The sequence below is a fragment of the Streptomyces sp. NBC_01267 genome (assembly GCF_036241575.1).
In the GTDB taxonomy this organism is placed as follows: domain Bacteria; phylum Actinomycetota; class Actinomycetes; order Streptomycetales; family Streptomycetaceae; genus Streptomyces.
The window spans coordinates 3,702,735-3,720,004 of record NZ_CP108455.1 but is presented as its reverse complement, the minus strand read 5'-3'; the positions used below and the strand labels follow the sequence as shown (position 1 = coordinate 3,720,004).

The window sequence follows — 17,270 nt, the reverse complement described above, 5'->3', positions numbered from 1 at the left end:
CCCGCTGTCCGGCCGCAGCGGTCAGTGGTCAGTGGTCAGTGGTCCAGGATTCCGGACTGCGCGATGAGATAGCCCAGCTGGGCACGGCTGTTGCTGCCCAGGGACGCGGAGAGTTTGGCGACATGGGCCCGGCAGGTCCGTACGTTCATTCCGAGCCGGCGCGCGATCGCCTCGTCGACATGGCCCTCGACCAGCAGTTTCGCGATGGCCCGCTGCGCGCCGGAGACACCGTCGAGCTGGGGGGCGTACGCGACGGGCTCGGCCCAGGGGACGGCGTGCAGCCAGAACTGCTCGAAGACGCCCACCAGATACTGGACCAGACCTTCGTGGCGCAGCTCCAGGGCGACCTGGCGGTCGCTGCGGGCGGGTATGAAGGCGACCCGGCGGTCCACGATGATCAGCCGGTCGATGATCTCCTCAAGCGTCCGCACCTCCACGGCGTACGGCTCGACCCGCTCCATGTAGGCGAGTGTGGCCGGGTGGTGGCGCGCGGTGTGCTGGTACAGCGTGCGCATCCTGACGCCCAGGTCGAGCAGGGGGGCGACCCGCTGGAGCCCTTCCTGGAGGGTCTGCGGCTTACGGCCGCTGCCGGGCTGGATGGTGAGGATCTCCTCGCGGGCCTCGGCGGTCACCCGGTCCAGCGTGGCGTTGATGTTGTTGAGACCGTTGAGCACCGTGATGGCGTGCGTGGTCGGCGGATCCTGCGGGGTGATGGACATGAATGGCTCAAAGGTGTCGGCCAGCGAGATGGTGAGCCGTCTGCGCTCTTGGATCTCCCGCTCGATGGGGTGTATTAGCTGAGTCAGCGCTGCGGACGGGGCAACCGGCCGGTACCACTCTGCGTCCTCAGGGTCTGGATGCAGAAGTGCCAGCTCGAAGAGGCAGGCGGTGCCCTCCGTCTCGGAACGGGCTATGCGGCCGGTGCGCAGGGCGTTGGCATAAAGGCGTTTCCCCTCTTCGCACAACCCCCCTTGAGGGTGACGGTGTTCCGTATCGCCCGAATTTGACTGCATATACACCCCCCTCATGTTCCTGTATTACAGGAACATGATGCCCGCACTTGCTGGTGGAAGCGTGCGGAGTGAGCCATCGTCTTCAGTACGGGGGAGGGAGGTAGGGATCACATGAGGTGGAGATCGTCCATGTCCAGGATGGTTCGTTCGGTTTGTGCACTTGCCGTAGCAGCGGCGGCTTTTGGTTTCGTGGCCAGCTACGAGGTCACGTGGGAGGGATCCCCGGCTCACAGCACGGTGGCGAACCCCGGTGAGGTGACGTGGGAGAGCACGCCGGCCGATGTCGTGGCCGCGCCCCCCGGTGAGGTCACCTGGGAGAGCATCCCCGCGAACGCCAAGCTTTCGCAGCCCGGCGAGGTCACCTGGGAGATCGCTCCGGCCCACGTCGGATCCGCAGGCGCATGACAGTCCCACCGGACGACAGAGTCTTCCAGCGCGAGATGGCTGTGGCCTACCGCTCCGGGTGGCATTTCATCGACCTCGTCACGGCCATTCCGCACCGTGGTGATTCGTTGATGGTCACCCTGTTCGGCGAGCCGATCGTGGTCGTACGCGAGGAAGACGAAGACGTTCGCGCATACCGGTGCCTGCGCAAGCCCCGGGGTGCACCACAGCCTGTCCGCTGTGTCATTCGTTACGGCATGGTTTTCGTCAATCTCGACCGGCGCGACCACCAGTTGTTCGGTGTCGAGCCCAATGCAGCCATCCCCCGCAGTGCCTGAAGCGATTCCCCCGTCGTAACCAGATCGCTCAGGTACTTCCCCCACACAGCGGCGCCACCGTGACCTGAACACGGTGGCGCCGCTGTGCTGCGTGCGGAGGCCGGGCGTGGTCCGGGTGGAAGACCCGCACGCCCCTCCGGCGCCGCCCGGCGCCCACCCGTCACCCGGCAGGCCGCGACCCGTGTCCGTTCCGGGTCCGCGTGCGGTGAACCGCCCCCACGCGACGCCGTCGAGGTGCAGAGGCGGTACCCGCGCCAGAAGCTGGGGATAGGTCGTACGGGGATTGCGTGGGTCAATGGCCATAGCTGTGAAGCCAGGACCTGTCCGGCGGGACTTCGCCGATCACTGGTTGAGTGGAATAGACTCAACTTTGCGCATGCTGATGGAGTCATTGCTGCTACAGGTGCCGATTGCTGCCGCAGGTACGGATGGACCTGCCCCGCCAGGAGGAGAGCGCACACGTGGATGCCGAGCTGACGAACAAGAGCCGGGACGCGATCAACGCGGCGAGCAGCCGGGCCGTGTCCGACGGGCACCCCGATCTGACCCCCGCCCATCTGCTGCTCGCTCTCCTGGAGGGTCAGGACAACGAGAACGTGGTGGACCTGCTGGCGGCCGTCGAGGCCGATCAGGCGGCCGTACGGGCGGGGGCCGAGCGGCTGCTCGCCGGGCTGCCCAGCGTGACCGGGTCCACCGTCGCGCCCCCGCAGCCCAACCGTGAGGTGCTCGCCGTCATCGCCGACGCCGCGCAGCGGGCGAAGGAACTGGGCGACGAGTACATCTCGACGGAGCATCTGCTCATCGGGATCGCCGCGAAGGGCGGCCAGGCCGGTGAACTGCTGACGGGGCAGGGCGCGAGTGCCGAGAAGTTGCTGGAAGCGTTCGAGACGAGCAGGGGAGGGCGCCGGGTGACCACCCCCGACCCCGAAGGTCAGTACAAGGCGCTGGAGAAGTTCGGTACGGACTTCACGGCCGCCGCCCGCGAGGGCAAGCTCGACCCGGTCATCGGCCGGGACCAGGAGATCCGCCGGGTGGTGCAGGTGCTGTCCCGGCGCACCAAGAACAACCCGGTGCTCATCGGTGAGCCCGGCGTCGGCAAGACCGCCGTGGTCGAAGGGCTGGCCCAGCGCATCGTCAAGGGTGACGTGCCCGAGTCGCTGAAGAACAAGCAGCTGGTCTCGCTGGACCTCAGCGCGATGGTCGCCGGTGCGAAGTACCGCGGCGAGTTCGAGGAGCGGCTGAAGACCGTCCTGGCCGAGATCAAGGAGAGCGACGGCCGGGTCATCACGTTCATCGACGAGCTGCACACCGTCGTCGGCGCGGGCGCCGGCGGGGACTCGGCGATGGACGCGGGCAACATGCTCAAGCCCATGCTGGCCCGCGGTGAGCTGCGCATGGTCGGTGCGACGACCCTCGACGAGTACCGCGAGCGTATCGAGAAGGACCCCGCCCTGGAGCGGCGTTTCCAGCAGGTGCTGGTCGCCGAGCCGACGGTCGAGGACACCATCGCGATCCTGCGCGGTCTCAAGGGGCGGTACGAGGCGCACCACAAGGTGCAGATCGCGGATGCGGCCCTGGTCGCCGCCGCAACCCTCTCCGACCGGTACATCACCTCCCGCTTCCTGCCCGACAAGGCCATCGACCTGGTGGACGAGGCGGCCTCCCGGCTCCGGATGGAGATCGACTCCTCCCCCGTCGAGATCGACGAGCTCCAGCGCTCCGTCGACCGGCTGCGCATGGAGGAACTGGCGCTCAAGAACGAGTCCGACGCCGCGTCCAAGCAGCGCCTGGAGAAGCTGCGCCGCGACCTCGCGGACCGCGAGGAGGAGCTGCGCGGTCTCACCGCCCGCTGGGAGAAGGAGAAGCAGGGCCTGAACCGCGTCGGCGAGCTGAAGGAACGCCTGGACGGACTCCGCGGCCAGGCCGAGCGTGCCCAGCGCGACGGTGACTTCGACACCGCTTCCAAGCTGCTGTACGGGGAGATCCCCGGCCTGGAGCAGGAGCTGGAGGCAGCCGCCGAGGCCGAACAGGAGGCCGCCAAGGACACGATGGTCAAGGAGGAGGTCGGCTCCGACGACATCGCCGACGTGGTCGGCGCCTGGACCGGCATCCCCGCGGGCCGTCTCCTGGAGGGTGAGACGCAGAAGCTGCTGCGCATGGAGGAGGAGCTGGGCAGGCGCCTCATCGGCCAGGGCGAGGCCGTACGGGCCGTCTCCGACGCCGTACGCCGCACCCGCGCCGGGATCGCCGACCCGGACCGGCCCACCGGCTCGTTCCTCTTCCTCGGCCCGACCGGTGTCGGCAAGACCGAGCTGGCGAAGGCGCTGGCCGACTTCCTCTTCGACGACGAGCGGGCCATGGTCCGCATCGACATGAGTGAGTACGGCGAGAAGCACTCGGTGGCCCGGCTGGTCGGCGCGCCGCCCGGATACGTCGGCTACGAGGAGGGCGGCCAGCTCACCGAGGCGGTCCGCAGGCGCCCGTACAGCGTGGTGCTCCTCGACGAGGTCGAGAAGGCCCACCCCGAGGTCTTCGACGTGCTGCTCCAGGTCCTCGACGACGGACGGCTCACCGACGGCCAGGGGCGGACGGTGGACTTCCGCAACACCATCCTGATCCTCACGTCGAACCTCGGCAGTCAGTACCTGGTCGACCCCCTGACCAAGCCGGAGGAGAAGAAGAAGCAGGTCCTGGACGTCGTACGGGCCTCCTTCAAGCCGGAGTTCCTGAACCGGCTGGACGACCTGGTGGTCTTCTCGGCCCTGTCGCAGGACGAGCTGGCCCACATCGCGGGCCTCCAGATCGACCGCCTCGCCCAGCGCCTCGCCGACCGCAGGCTGACCCTGGACGTCACCCCGGACGCCCTGGCCTGGCTGGCCCAGGAGGGCAACGACCCGGCCTACGGCGCCCGGCCGCTGCGCCGCCTGATCCAGACCGCGATCGGCGACCAGCTCGCCAAGGAGATCCTCGCGGGCGAGGTCACGGACGGCGACACGGTGCGGGTGGACCGGGTGGGGGACGAGCTGATCGTGGGGCGGGGGGAGTAGGCGCGCGGAACGGCTGTACGACAGGCCCGTCACTCCTGTGGGTGGCGGGCCTGTTGGTGTGCCAAAAGGGGAACTAGAATTCGCTGAGGCGCGAAAATCGCGAATCACTTGTTCACAAGGGCATGTAACGGGGGTGTGGCAGGTCATGTTGCTCAGCTTTCGTGTTGCCAACCACCGGTCGCTGCGCGAGCCGCAGGAACTGAATCTCGTCCCGGCGTACGAGGGCGACCATGCTGCGGTGACGGTCGCGGCGATCTACGGTGCGAACGCGTCCGGGAAGTCGACAGTGGTGGACGCGTACCGGTTCTTCACCGAGGCGGTGCGTGACTCACAAGCGCGATGGCTGCCCGGTGCCCAGGTGCCCCGGCGTCCCTTCCTGCTCGACCACGGCAGCCGGGACGAGCCCTCGTCGTACGCCGTCGACGTCCTGGTGGACGGGGTGCGGTACGTGTACGGGTTCGGTATCACCGACGCCGAGGTCACCGAGGAGTGGCTGTACGCCTACCCCCGGGGTCGCAGGCGGGTGCTCTTCGAGCGCGAGCACATGACGATGACCTACGGTGCGACGCTGACCGGCGAGCGGGTGGCCGTCGAGCGGACGGTGCGGCCGAACAGCCTCTACCTCTCTGCCGCAGCGCAGGCCTCGCACAAGCGGTTGGGGCCGGTGTGGGCGGCGCTGGTGTCCCCCTGCGTGATCGAGGATTCGACCCGGCAGTCGATCACCCGGGCCGGGGCCCTCGCGGCCTGGATGTTCGAGTCGTTCGAGGAGATGGGGCTGTCGCTCGGGGCGGATCTGCTGGCCGTGGCCGACCTGGGAGTCCATGGCATCCGCCGTGGTCCGGCGGCGGCGGACGAGCTGGTGCGGGAAGTCTTGGCCCGGAACGCAGCCGACCCTGCGGGGCGTGCCCTCCCGGACGCCGTCAAAGCAGCCGCATCGGCATCACTCGAATTCGTCCACCGGGTCGGGGACGAGGAGTTCGTGCTGCCGGTGGACGCGGAATCGGCGGGTACGAAGACCTGGCTGAACATGGTGACCTCGGCTCTCCCCGCCATCGTGGACGGAACGCCCTTGTGGGTCGACGAGATCGACGTCAGCCTGCACCCCCTGCTCACCGCCAAGCTGGTCGCCATGTTCCAGGACCCGGAGCTGAATCCGCTCGGCGCCCAGCTGATCTTCACCACCCACGACGCCTCCCTCCTCGGCACGATGCTCGGCGAGCAGGTGCTCCGCCGCGACCAGGTGTGGTTCGTCGAGAAGGACGCCGCGAGCGGTGCGTCCGAGCTCTATCCGCTCAGCGACTTCAAGCCGCGCAAGGGCGAGAACTTCGAGCGGCGCTACCTCGCGGGCAGCTATGGCGCGGTGCCGCTCCTGCCGGAGACGGCCTTCGAGGACATGGTCAGGAAGTACTGGGGGGCACATGGCAAGGGCGTTTCCGCGTGAGGGGTCGGGCCGCCGCCGGGGGCCGGTCCGCAGGTCGTCGCGCACGCTTCTGATCGTCTGCGGCAGCAAGGAGACCGAGCGCCAGTACCTCCAGGGGCTCCGTGACCACCTGCGGAACCCGGCCGTGTCCGTGGTGGTGCGCGGCAAGGCGTGTTCCCCGACCCAGCTCGTCACGTACGCCCGGGGGCAGCGGGACCTCAACCGGGACGGCTACGACGAGGTGTGGTGCGTCTTCGACGTCGACGAGTTCCCGGATGTGGCCGATGCGGTCGCACTCGGCCGTCGGCACGGCATCCGGACCGCCGTTTCCCGCCCGTGCTTCGAGGTGTGGCTGCTGCTCCACTTCGCGGATCACCGCGCGCATGTCGACACGTACAAGAAGCTGCTGCCCCTGCTGCAGAGGCACGTACCCGGGTACGACAAGACCCGGGTGGACTTCCTTGCGTACCGCGACGGCCTCGCGAGCGCAGGGGAGCGGGCCCGGAAACTGGACCCCTCGGGGGCTGACCACACCCGTAACCCCTCGACCGGTGTCTGGCAGCTCACCGACCGCATGGCGAGGCCCGCCGACCCATGATCGGGCAAACCCTGTCCGCCTGTGGCGGATATGGCCCGGCGGGGCTTGCCATGCCCCGCCCGGCATGGGGGAGGATGGCGGTACTCGTACGAAGGGCAATTCAAAGATGACCATCGACCCGTCCTCCATTCCGAACTTCGGGGGCCAGCCCGATCCGCAGGGTTCAGGACCGGCGGGCCCCGTCGTCCCTGACCAGGATCTGGTCAAGCAGCTCCTTGAGCAGATGGAGCTGAAGTACGTCCTGGACGACGAGGGTGACCTCGCCGCGCCGTGGGAGGAATTCCGCACGTACTTCATGTTCCGTGGCGAGGACGACCAGCAGGTCTTCTCCGTGCGGACGTTCTACGACCGCCCGCACAACATCGAGGAGAAGCTCCAGCTCCTCGAACTGATCGACGACTGGAACCGCCGCACCCTGTGGCCCAAGGTCTACACCCACACCCACGACGACGGCAGCGTCCGGCTCATCGGTGAGGCGCAGATGCTCATCGGCACCGGTGTCGCACTGGAGCACTTCGTGTCCTCCACGGTCAGCTGGGTCCGTGCCTCGATCGAGTTCGACAAGTGGCTCGTCGACCAGCTCGGCCTGGAGCAGGACCTGGAGTCGGGCTCCGACGACGACAAGCCGGGCGACGACGCCTGAGCAGTCGTGACGGCATCTGGGTAGTCGTGACGGCGCGCTGAGCAGCCGTGACGGAGCCCGCAGTCGTGACGGAGCCCGCAGTCGTGACGGCGTGACGGAAAGCCCGGTCGGAAGGTGCTTCGGCACCGTGCCGGCCGGGCTTCCGTTTTCGCGCACTGCGGCTGCAACTGCGCACGAAAGTAACGCAGTTGACCTCAAGGCTGCTTGAGGTCCTACGGTCCTTCCATGAGTATGGAATCCACAGCCTGGACGCAGTTGCGGAACGTCATGGACGCCCGTCCCGAGCGTCGGCCGTTCGCCCGTGCCACCTTCCGAGGAATCGCCGGATTCGCCCGGCCGCACCGCCGCCGCATCATCCAGTTCGTGCTGCTCGGGGTCGTCACCGCGCTGATCGCGGTGGCGACACCCGTCCTCGCGGGCCGCGTCGTCAACGCGATCGTGTCCGGCGGCGACGAGCGGCTGGTGGTCCGGCTCTCGTTGCTCATCGCGCTCATCGCCCTCGCGGAAGCCGGCCTGGGCCTCCTCGGGCGCCGGCTCTCCTCCACCCTCGGCGAGGGGCTGATCCTGGACCTGCGGATCGCGGTCTTCGACCACGTGCAGCGCATGCCTGTCGCCTTCTTCACCCGGACCCGTACCGGCGCCCTGGTCAGCCGGCTCAACAACGACGTGATCGGTGCACAGCGCGCCTTCAGCAACACACTTTCCGGTGTCGTCAGCAATGTGGTGACGCTGCTGCTGACCCTTGCCGTGATGCTCACGATCTCCTGGCGGATCACGATCCTCGCGCTCGTGCTGCTGCCGGTGTTCGTGGTGCCCGCGCGCCGGATGGGCACCCGCATGGCGAGGCTCCAGCGGGAGGCGGCCGACCTCAACGCCGCGATGGGCAACCGGATGACCGAGCGGTTCTCGGCGCCGGGCGCCACCCTGATCAAGCTGTTCGGGCGGCCGGACGACGAGTCCGCCGAGTTCGCGGCGCGGGCCGGCCGGGTGCGGGACATCGGGGTACGTACGGCCGTGGCACAGTCCACGTTCGTCACCGCCCTGACCCTCGTGTCCGCCCTCGCCCTGGCGCTCGTCTACGGGCTCGGCGGCACCTACGCCCTGCGCGGCAGCCTCGACCCCGGCGCCGTGGTCGCGCTCTCCCTGCTCCTCGTCCGCCTGTACGCACCGCTGACCGCGCTGGCCGGTGCGCGTGTCGAGGTGATGAGTGCCCTCGTCAGCTTCGAGCGGGTCTTCGAGGTCCTCGGCCTCCAGCCCCTCGTCACGGAGCGACCCGACGCGCGGCCGGTGCCCGACGGGCCGGTCTCCGTCGAGTTCGACTCCGTACGCTTCGGCTACCCCTCCGCCGACAAGGTCTCCCTCGCCTCACTGGAAGAGGTCGCCTCCCTCGACACCCGGGGCGGCGACGAAGTACTGCACGGCATCACGTTCCGCGCGGAGCCCGGCCAGACGGTCGCCCTCGTGGGCTCGTCCGGCGCGGGCAAGTCGACCATCGCGCACCTCCTCCCGCGCCTCTACGACACCGACGCGGGCGCCGTCCGTATCGGCGGTGTCGACGTACGCGACCTGTCCGCCGAGTCCCTCCGCGCCACGCTCGGGATGGTCACCCAGGACGGACACCTCTTCCACGAGTCCGTCCGCGAGAACCTGCTGCTCGCCCGGCCCGGAGCCACCGACGAGGAGCTGTGGGACGTCCTGCGCCGGGCCCGCCTCGACGGTCTTGTCCGGTCACTGCCCGACGGGCTCGCCACCGTCGTCGGCGAGCGCGGGTACCGGCTCTCGGGCGGCGAGCGCCAGCGCATGACCATCGCGCGGCTGCTGCTCGCCGGTCAGCGTGTGGTGATCCTCGACGAGGCGACCGCCCATCTCGACAACACCTCCGAGGCGGCGGTCCAGGCGGCGCTCGCCGAAGCGCTGGAAGGCCGTACCGCCATCGTGATCGCGCACCGGCTCTCCACCGTGCGGGCCGCTGATCTGATCCTCGTGGTCGAGGAGGGCCGGATCGTGGAACGGGGCACACACGACGAACTCCTCGCTGTGGAGGGGCGGTACGCGGAGCTGTACCGGACGCAGTTCGAGGGCGGGGGAGAGCGGGAGTCCCTTGACCTTCCGGCCGGTGACCTCCCGTCCCGTGACCACTCGCCCCGTGACCTCCCGCCGCGTGCGGACCTCGGCGCGGGGGACGCCGCAGGGGAAGGCGCGGGGGACGCCGCAGACGTCGCGCCTGCGGTCGGATAGGCGGGCGGCGAGCCGGTGTCCGGCCCCGCCGGGACCTTGTCGACGGGAGCCCGGACGGCCACGGGCCTCCCCAAAGAACTGAAGAGAAAGAACTACCCTCCCACCCTGCCCTCCACCGCGTCACCCTCACGGGTGACTGGCTTGCAGGGGCGGGAGGTTGGCGGTTACGTTCACCGAAACAACCCCACAAACATGAGACGGCCTCGGCCGGGACTGCGAATCCCGGACGAGGCCTGACCTCTCAGGAAGACCGACCTTCCCAATGGCTGAACAGCAGTCTAGTGCGCGCCTGCGCGCCCACACCGGAGCATCGACATCCGGCGTGATCCACATCCGTACCCGCCTCACCGCCGACTTCACCGTGCTGGCCAACGCCCTTGTACAGCGCCCCGGAAGTGCCGTCACGATCGGCGTCGCCGCGTACATCCTGTCGCTGCCGGACGGCGCCCCCGTGAGCATCACCGCACTGTGCGCGCACTTCACCGAGGGCGAGATCCTCATCTCCCGGGCGCTTCGGGAGCTGGAGGAGATCGGGTACCTGGAACGGCGGCGCGAGCGGGGGCCCGGCGGCCTGATCCGCACGCGGACGTACTTCCACGATGTACCGGCTCGACTCGACGGCCCGGCCCGGCACACCCCCACACATCGGCCGCCTGTGCCGCCGCGTCCCCGAACACCCTTACACAAGCGGGTACTTGGGCCGCTGTCCCGGCCGGATGCCATCGCCGGAACCGACCCCGACCCCGCCGCCGACACGGTGACCGAGGCCGCGTCGCCCGACACGGTGACCGAGGCCGCGTCGCCCGAAACGCGGACCGAGGCGGTGGCACCCGCCACGTCCGGGCCGCCGCACCCGCTCACCCCTCTCGCCGAGTCCGACCCGCAGGCCGCCCTCGTCCTCGCCTCGCTGCGCCTCCGTGACCCCCGACTGATCCTGTCCCGGCGGGAAGCCGCGCAGCTCGCGCCCGCCGTCGCCCAGTGGCTCGCGCACGGGATCGGTCACGACGACCTCGTCACGCTGCTCACCACCGGACTCCCGAACCCCATCCGAGCCCGCCCGGCCCACCTCCTGGCCTACCGGCTCCGGGACCTGCCGCTCGCCGTACCTGACACGGGCATTGACACCGTCCCACCGGCGGTCCTGCCCTGGCAGACCTGCGACGGCGGCTGCGAACGCGCCTTCCGCGCCGCTGAACCCGGCCGCTGCCGGGACTGCCCGCCCGATGAGGACGGGGAGATTCGCAGGGCATCCTTGCGGGCGGCCTGCTGAATCTTCCTGCTGTCGGTGTACGAGCTGAAGTGCACTGCCGGCCGCCTCAAGGAGCGGGCAGACTCAACTCGGCATCCCGCCAATGGTGTTGGCGAGATCCTCGCCATCGACCACGCGGTGCACGACGCCTCCGTCGGTGCCCCGCAAAGCATCCCGGTGGTGGTTCCGCGCCGTTGTGCTGCTCAGCCGATGGTGACGACTCGGGCCCACGGCGGCGGGGCGTCCGGGGCGTACTCGGGGTTCTGCTCGTCCACTGCGCCTGCTGGACGGGGGAAGAGACCCACGACGGTGCGGCAGGACGGCTGCGCGGAGGGCCAAGGTGTCTGGCCGTCGGTCAAGGCTACGATCGCGTCCGGGCGTGGCCGGGAGCGGAGCGCGCGGGCGAAACCGGAGCGTAGATCCGTTCCCCCGCCGCCGACCAGTTCGATGTTCTCGGCACGGCAGAGCGGGACGGCGACCCCGGCCGCCGCGTCGCAGGAGATCACCGACACCAGATCACGCCGCCCGCCCACTGACCGCGAGATCGCCGACACCTCCAGCAGCGCACTTCCCAGCTCCGCGTCGCTCACCGAGCTCGAGGTGTCGATCACGACGCAGACCCGGGGCGGCATGCGACGCAGGCTCGGCAGCAACACCCCGGGAACAGCGGCCGATCGGCGGGACGGGCGTCGGTAACTGTGGTCCTCACCCGGTCCCGACGCGCTCACCGCGGAGCGGACTGCCGCCCCCAGCAACTGCCGCCACGGCTGGGGCTGATGGAATGCCTCGTCCGCCCACCGGCGCCAACCCTCCGGAGCGTCGCCCGGACGGCCCTTGATCCCCTCGGCGACCCGGAAGCGGACCGCGTCCCGCTGCTGCTTGCTCAGCCCGTGTGCCCCGTCGGGTCCGAGTTCCCACGACCGGTGCTGTCCGTCGGCCCCACTGCCGCAGTCCAGCCAGGCCAAGTCCGAGGCGAGCCCGGACATCGATGCCTGCCGAAGGTATTCCTCCATCAGCAGCCCGTCGGGCAGCCGCAGCAGCGACGGCAGTACCGCCCCGGCGGGCAGGGGCAGACCGTCGCCGTAGATGTCGTCGTTGATCTCGAAGTCGGCCGCGATGTTCCGCCGCAGCCGCTCGCCCGGCCCATGTTCCCCGTGCTCCCGCGCATACCGCTCGCCCCGCCCGTGGTGGTCCCGGAGCAGGTGGGAGACCTCGTGCACCCAGACGCCCGCCAGTTCCTCCACCGGAGTGCGAGCCACGAAACCGGGGGAGACGTAGCAGCGCCAGTGTGCGTCCACCGCCATCGTCGGCACCGACCGGTCCTCCACCACGTGCAGCGCGAAGAGTGCACCGGCCAGGTAGGGACGGACCTTCACCGCGTGCAGCCGGGCGGCCAGCAGCTTCTCCACGTCCAGCGGGAGACCGGGCCGTCCGTGCGGCCGGCCTGAGCCGGCCGGCGGTCTCGGCGCTGCGGTCCGCGCCGGACGAGGCGGCGAGGGCCGGGGCATCGGGTGCGGCACCGGGTGCGGACCCGGGCGCTTCGCGGTCTCCGTCATCGCGGTGCTCCCGTCGTACGTCCGGCGCCGGCCGCAGCCGCGACCCGCCCCACCGACTCATCCGCCAGCCGGACGAGACCGATCACCCCTGCCAGCCGCTCCAGCGCCTCCGGCACCTCCCAGTCGTCGCGCCGCAGCGCGGCCAGCGCAGTCGCCGGTGCGACCAGCAGGTCCGGGACGCCGGTCTCCAGCGCCCTCACCAGCACCGCCCAAGCCGCCTCCCACCGTGCCCGCTGCGGCCGTGCCCCTACGGCGGCCACCACCGCCTCCAGCGCGGCCTGCCGCAGATCACCCCGCTCCGGCAGCTCGGCCGAGGCCGGATCGGCCAGCAACGACTCCGGGTCCGGCAGTTCCATCCGGTCCAGATGGGCAAGGAGTTCGAGCCCTGGCCCGTCCCCCACCGTGCCTCGCACCAGCAGCGCCAGCACCTCCCGGGAAGCGGAGGCCGCCGTACCGAAGGCCAGCAAGATCAACGCGGCCTCCCAGCTCCGCGGCGACGGCCAAGCACCGCCGCGCCGCGTCTCGGTGCTCGGCAGCCGGTGGATGAGCGTCGGCCGGGCTTCCAGGAAACCGCAGACCGCGCGCCGGGCGTAGGCCACCGCCCCTGCCAGCCGCTCCGGCACCAGCCGGGGCAGCTCCGCCCGGGGCCAGATCCCGCCCAGCCCGCGCACCACCACGTCCCGGTCGTGCACCCAGTACAGGTGCACGAACCGGTTCGCCAGCGGAGGGCTCAGCTCCCAGCCGTCCGCCGCCGAGGCGCGCGGATTGGCGGCGGCCACGATCCGTACTCCCGGGGGCAGTTGCAGCGCACCGACCCTCCGCTCCAGGACGACTCGGAGTAGCGCGGCCTGAACGGCCGGGGTGGCGGTGGAGAGTTCGTCCAGGAAGAGCAACCCCCGTCCGGCCCGCACGAGTTCCACGGCCCACTGCGGCGGTGCCATCGGCACCCCCTGCACCGCCGGGTCGTCGCCGACGATGGGCAGTCCGGAGAAATCGGTCGGCTCATGGACGCTGGCGATCACGGTCGTCAGTGGCAGGTCGAGCGTGGCGGCGAGCTGCGTCAGGGCGGCGGTCTTGCCGATACCGGGCTCGCCCCACAGCAGCACGGGCAGATCAGCCGCGACAGCCAGGGTGAGCGCTTCGAGCTGCTCGTCGGGGCGCGGCTCGGTGGTGGTGGTCCGCAGCAGGGCCAAGAGGTCCTCGGCGACCACGAGTTGGGTGTCGGTTCCGGATGCGCCGGTGGAGACAGGGGCGGGTACAGCAGCAGGGGCAGGGGCGGGCGTACCGACGGTCTGGACCGAGGCGGGCAGAAGGGTACGGGAAGTCATGGGCATCACCTGGTGGGGTAGGGGAACGGGACGGGACGGCCCGTCCCGGGGGTGGTGAAGTCGTGCGGCACGGAACGCGCACGCGCGGAACGTGAGGCAGCGCGGTCGGCCGGGCGAGCGCCCGGCAGTCGGGTCAGATCAGGCCGGTACGGGGCCGTGCCCGGCTGATCCGCTTCCGGCGCAGCACGGCGGGTGTACAGCGGTCGAGCCGGGAACGATGGCCCGGCTTCGCGTGCTCCGGGCCGGAGGAGTTCCCGCCCCCGACCGCACCGGCAGCGGGGTGCACGGCGACCAGCCCCGAGCGGAAGAGCCCGTGGTCGATGCGGCCGGCTGCAGCCGACTCCAGTTCCTCGCGGAGTTGGCCTTGGCGCAGGACCGCACCGGGACCGAGCAATGCCTCGACCACGTTCAGTGCTCCAGCGACGTCACCGTGGCCGAGCCGCTCCCGGATCGCGGGCAGTGCCTCCGGGTCACGGTGAACCGCGTCGATCGCTCGCAGGCAGGGCAGCGCGGGCCCGCCGAGCGCCACCAGCAGGTCCTCACGGCGCAGTTGTGCCGGATCGTGATCGACCGCCGTCAGTGCGCCGTCCCGCAGAGCGATGCGGTGGACCTCGCCCCGGCACTCCACCCGGTGCGGATCGCTGGGCCGGGGGGCGGAGCGGGCCGCCGGCCCCGGGTCGGCCACCGCCAGCGCTGTGGCGACAAGCGGATGCAGCCGGTCGGACACGACCAGCCCGGCCCGTAGCAGCTCCAGATCGGGAAGGACCCGGGCCGCCGCTTCCGGCAGCATCGGAAGCGCCGCGACCTCCTGCGGCGGCAGGGCTTCCCGCAGCCGCCGCATTGTCGGGGCGTGGCTGTCGTCGGGGGCGACGAGTTCGAGCACGGTGCGGCTCCGCGCATCGAGCCGCACGGTGAAAGCCCCGTGAGGGCGGCTCTCGGCCCCCAGCAGCAACTCGGCCTCGGCGGCCCACCGTGCCGACGCCCACGAGCAGTCGTGGACAGCGGGCAGGTCTGGCACGTCCGTCGGGGCCGGCGTGCCGGGCCGATGGGGCGGCGCCAGGAACGGCGCCCCGCCCGCACCGCAGCGCACCGTCAGTTCGCCGCACCGTCCGGAGTCCCAGAGATGCCGGTGCAGGTCGAGCCGGAAACGCCGGTCGGGATGTGGGTGCGGATGGTGCCTCGGGGCGCCGATCCCGGACCCTTCCCACAGGGACAGGGACATCCGCTGTCCGGCGTCCGCCCAGGCCGGCGGTGTCCGCACCACCAACTGCAGTGGCGTTGCGCCGGAACTCCGGTAACAGGCCAAGGAGATGGTCAGGCCGGGCCGGAGCCGCCCGTCTGGGGCGATCCGGGGCATGTGCCAACGGAGCAGATCCGGGGCCAGCCGACGCAGATCCGCACGAAGGCGGGTGACGAGATCAGTTCCGTGGCGGTCGCGCACGGCGCGTAGATCGAGATCGAGGTCGACCCGGGCGGCGGCACAGGCCCCCGCCCAATCGCCGACCGCGCGCCGTGCGGTCGCAGTCTCGATCATGGACGGCGGCACGGCGTACTCACGCACGCGCTGCCACATCAACAGGTGGGCGGGAATCGTGTTCGCGAAGTCAAGTGCCATCAGCACTCACCGTTCGCGAATGATTCCCCCGATCCGTACGAGGAGTAGTTTTTCATCGCCGTGATCATAAGCACCACGATGAGGATCTGTCAGTCCCTTTCGACCGCTGCTGGAACCTGCCGCTCTTCCTCGCTTGTCCGAGGGGCCGTGCGCTCCTCCCCTTGTCACCCGTGCTGATCCGATCCACCGCTGTCCGCTTCCGTCGGGACCGAGGAGACGAGACCGTCAGGGCGCGTTGCCTTCCCGTGCCGCTCCCTCGACGGCTCAGTCGGCGAGGTGCGCCAGCCGGTCGGCTGCCTCACGCAGGACGTCCGTCTTCTTGCAGAAGGCGAAGCGGACCTGGGTGCGCCCGGCGGTGGGGTGGTCGTAGAAGACTGAGTTGGGGACGGCGACCACTCCGCAGCGTTCGGGGAGAGTGCGGCAGAAGTCCAACGCATGGGAATGCGGAGCGAGTTCGGCGATATCCGTGGTGATGAAGTAGGTGCCGTGAGGGAGGTAGACCTCGAAGCCCGCGTCCGTCAGCCCGGCCGCCAGGATGTCCCGCTTGGTGCGCAGACCCTCGCGCAGGTCGGTGAAGTAGCTGTCCGGCAGGCGGAGCGCGTCGGCGACCGCGTACTGGAACGGCCCGGCGCTGACGTAGGTCAGGTACTGCTTCGCGGTGCGTACGGCGGCGACCAGGTCGGGGGCCGCCGTCACCCAGCCGACCTTCCAGCCGGTGAAGGAGAAGGTCTTGCCGGCGGAGGAGAGCGAGACGGTGCGGTCGCGCATGCCGGGAAGGGCCGCGACGGGGTGGTGGCCGCCCTCGAAGACCAGGTGCTCGTAGACCTCGTCGGTGACGACCAACAGGTCGCGCTCGCAGGCCAGTTCGGCGATGGCCGTCAGTTCGTCCGGGGTGAGGACCATGCCGGTGGGGTTGTGCGGGGAGTTGAGCAGGAGCAGCCGGGTCCGGGGGGTGACGGCGGCGCGCAGCGCGTCCAGGTCCGGGCGGAAGTCGGGGGCGCGCAGGGTCAGGGGGACGCGGGTCGCTCCGGCCATGGCGATGGAGGCGGCGTACGAGTCGTAGAACGGCTCGAACGCGATGACCTCGTCGCCCGGCTCCAGGAGGGCGAGCATCGTCGCCGCGATGGCCTCCGTCGCCCCCGCGGTGACCAGGACCTCGGTGTCGGGGTCGTACGTGAGCCCGTAGAACCGCTGTTGGTGCTCGGCGATCGCCGTTCGCAGCTCGGGGACGCCGGGGCCCGGCGGGTACTGGTTGCCGCGGCCGTCGCGGATCGCGCGCACCGCCGATTCCGAGATCGCGGCCGGGCCGTCGGTGTCCGGGAAGCCCTGGCCCAGATTGATCGCTCCGGTCGCGGTGGCCAGGGCCGACATCTCCGCGAAGATCGTCGTTCCGAGCCCGTCGAGGCGTCGGTTGAGCAGCGGCCGTCCTGCGACGCGTCCCGTGGGGCTTCCCGTAGAGGTCATGGCGGTCATCCTGCGCCGAACCTCTGGACTTCCTCAACTTCTGCTTGGGCCGGGACGGGCGGGGGATCCCCTTGTCACGCGACAGTCCGGGACCGGGGCGGGGGCCGACGGGGGATCTCGTTCCCGGGGGACGGAGGAGAGGTGAGGGCCATGGGTCTGTTCATCCTGGTGATGGTGGCGACCGTCGTGGTCGTGGTGGTGATCGCCCGAGGGATACGCGGCCGGGACGGCAAGCGGCGTACGTACGCGGGAGGCGGCGCGGCCGGAGGCGCCGCGGGCCACAGCTGGTGGGCCGGGGACGGCGGAGGCGCGCCCAGCAGTGACCCGGGAGGCCACTCCGGCGGTCATTCGGGCGGCCACCACTCCTCCGGCGGGGG

At 70.5% G+C, this 17,270-nt stretch carries 13 protein-coding genes; 8 read left to right on the top strand and 5 right to left on the bottom strand.

The window, feature by feature from the left end:
- Positions 1 to 35 precede the first annotated feature (35 nt).
- A complete protein-coding gene (locus tag OG709_RS17060) occupies positions 36 to 1,013 on the bottom strand; it encodes a helix-turn-helix transcriptional regulator (protein WP_250302561.1) in 978 nt (325 codons plus the stop codon).
- 189 nt (positions 1,014 to 1,202) lie between these two features.
- On the opposite strand from OG709_RS17060, the gene OG709_RS17055 reads away from it, so the two are divergent.
- The 8 genes from OG709_RS17055 (at position 1,203) to OG709_RS17020 (ending at position 10,951) form a co-directional block, all read left to right on the top strand.
- Complete coding sequence (locus tag OG709_RS17055; protein WP_250302563.1) at positions 1,203 to 1,418, top strand: hypothetical protein; 216 nt, start codon at positions 1,203 to 1,205, stop codon at positions 1,416 to 1,418.
- Positions 1,415 to 1,735, top strand: coding sequence for a (2Fe-2S)-binding protein (locus OG709_RS17050; RefSeq protein ID WP_250302565.1), 321 nt, complete (start codon positions 1,415 to 1,417; stop codon positions 1,733 to 1,735). Before OG709_RS17055 ends, OG709_RS17050 begins: the two co-directional genes overlap by 4 nt.
- 461 nt (positions 1,736 to 2,196) lie before the next feature.
- Entirely contained in the window at positions 2,197 to 4,782 is a 2,586-nt protein-coding gene (gene clpB / locus OG709_RS17045) for an ATP-dependent chaperone ClpB (RefSeq protein WP_326694487.1), read from the top strand.
- Between the two features lie 145 nt (positions 4,783 to 4,927).
- Positions 4,928 to 6,223 carry an AAA family ATPase gene (locus OG709_RS17040; protein ID WP_329166803.1) on the top strand — a complete coding sequence of 432 codons (1,296 nt, stop codon included), beginning with the start codon at positions 4,928 to 4,930 and terminating at the stop codon, positions 6,221 to 6,223.
- Positions 6,201 to 6,800 carry an RloB family protein gene (locus OG709_RS17035; RefSeq protein WP_266642097.1) on the top strand — a complete coding sequence of 200 codons (600 nt, stop codon included), beginning with the start codon at positions 6,201 to 6,203 and terminating at the stop codon, positions 6,798 to 6,800. The genes OG709_RS17040 and OG709_RS17035 overlap by 23 nt, the downstream gene beginning before the upstream one ends.
- 106 nt (positions 6,801 to 6,906) lie before the next feature.
- Positions 6,907 to 7,443 carry a YbjN domain-containing protein gene (locus OG709_RS17030; protein WP_250302569.1) on the top strand — a complete coding sequence of 179 codons (537 nt, stop codon included), beginning with the start codon at positions 6,907 to 6,909 and terminating at the stop codon, positions 7,441 to 7,443.
- 225 nt (positions 7,444 to 7,668) lie between these two features.
- On the top strand, positions 7,669 to 9,681 hold the full coding sequence (locus tag OG709_RS17025) for an ABC transporter ATP-binding protein (RefSeq protein ID WP_329166801.1): 2,013 nt from the start codon (positions 7,669 to 7,671) through the stop codon (positions 9,679 to 9,681).
- Positions 9,682 to 9,943: 262 nt separating this feature from the next.
- Complete coding sequence (locus tag OG709_RS17020; protein ID WP_329166799.1) at positions 9,944 to 10,951, top strand: hypothetical protein; 1,008 nt, start codon at positions 9,944 to 9,946, stop codon at positions 10,949 to 10,951.
- A gap of 182 nt (positions 10,952 to 11,133) precedes the next feature.
- On the opposite strand, the gene OG709_RS17015 is transcribed toward OG709_RS17020, so the two are convergent.
- The 4 genes from OG709_RS17015 to OG709_RS17000 form a co-directional block, all read right to left on the bottom strand.
- The gene (locus tag OG709_RS17015) at positions 11,134 to 12,339 is read right to left on the bottom strand and encodes a vWA domain-containing protein (RefSeq protein WP_329166797.1); all 1,206 of its coding nucleotides are present in this window, start codon (positions 12,337 to 12,339) and stop codon (positions 11,134 to 11,136) included.
- A 143-nt stretch (positions 12,340 to 12,482) separates the two neighbouring features.
- Positions 12,483 to 13,814, bottom strand: a complete 1,332-nt coding sequence (locus tag OG709_RS17010; RefSeq protein WP_329166795.1) for an AAA family ATPase — start codon at positions 13,812 to 13,814, stop codon at positions 12,483 to 12,485.
- Between the two features lie 133 nt (positions 13,815 to 13,947).
- Positions 13,948 to 15,429, bottom strand: coding sequence for a hypothetical protein (locus tag OG709_RS17005; RefSeq protein WP_329166793.1), 1,482 nt, complete (start codon positions 15,427 to 15,429; stop codon positions 13,948 to 13,950).
- 264 nt (positions 15,430 to 15,693) lie between these two features.
- A complete protein-coding gene (locus OG709_RS17000) occupies positions 15,694 to 16,902 on the bottom strand; it encodes a pyridoxal phosphate-dependent aminotransferase (RefSeq protein ID WP_443068541.1) in 1,209 nt (402 codons plus the stop codon).
- Between the last annotated feature and the right edge of the window lie 368 nt (positions 16,903 to 17,270).

Bases quoted from the DNA above. Each gene is read 5' to 3' on its own strand.
- OG709_RS17040 (WP_329166803.1), top strand. From the start codon at position 4,928: ATGTTGCTCAGCTTTCGTGTTGCCAACCACCGGTCGCTGCGCGAGCCG.
- OG709_RS17025 (WP_329166801.1), top strand. From the start codon at position 7,669: ATGAGTATGGAATCCACAGCCTGGACGCAGTTGCGGAACGTCATGGAC.
- OG709_RS17050 (WP_250302565.1), top strand. From the start codon at position 1,415: ATGACAGTCCCACCGGACGACAGAGTCTTCCAGCGCGAGATGGCTGTG.
- OG709_RS17020 (WP_329166799.1), top strand. From the start codon at position 9,944: ATGGCTGAACAGCAGTCTAGTGCGCGCCTGCGCGCCCACACCGGAGCA.
- OG709_RS17010 (WP_329166795.1), bottom strand. From the start codon at position 13,814: ATGACTTCCCGTACCCTTCTGCCCGCCTCGGTCCAGACCGTCGGTACG.
- OG709_RS17030 (WP_250302569.1), top strand. From the start codon at position 6,907: ATGACCATCGACCCGTCCTCCATTCCGAACTTCGGGGGCCAGCCCGAT.
- OG709_RS17005 (WP_329166793.1), bottom strand. From the start codon at position 15,429: ATGGCACTTGACTTCGCGAACACGATTCCCGCCCACCTGTTGATGTGG.
- OG709_RS17060 (WP_250302561.1), bottom strand. From the start codon at position 1,013: ATGCAGTCAAATTCGGGCGATACGGAACACCGTCACCCTCAAGGGGGG.
- OG709_RS17000 (WP_443068541.1), bottom strand. From the start codon at position 16,902: ATGACCGCCATGACCTCTACGGGAAGCCCCACGGGACGCGTCGCAGGA.
- OG709_RS17035 (WP_266642097.1), top strand. From the start codon at position 6,201: ATGGCAAGGGCGTTTCCGCGTGAGGGGTCGGGCCGCCGCCGGGGGCCG.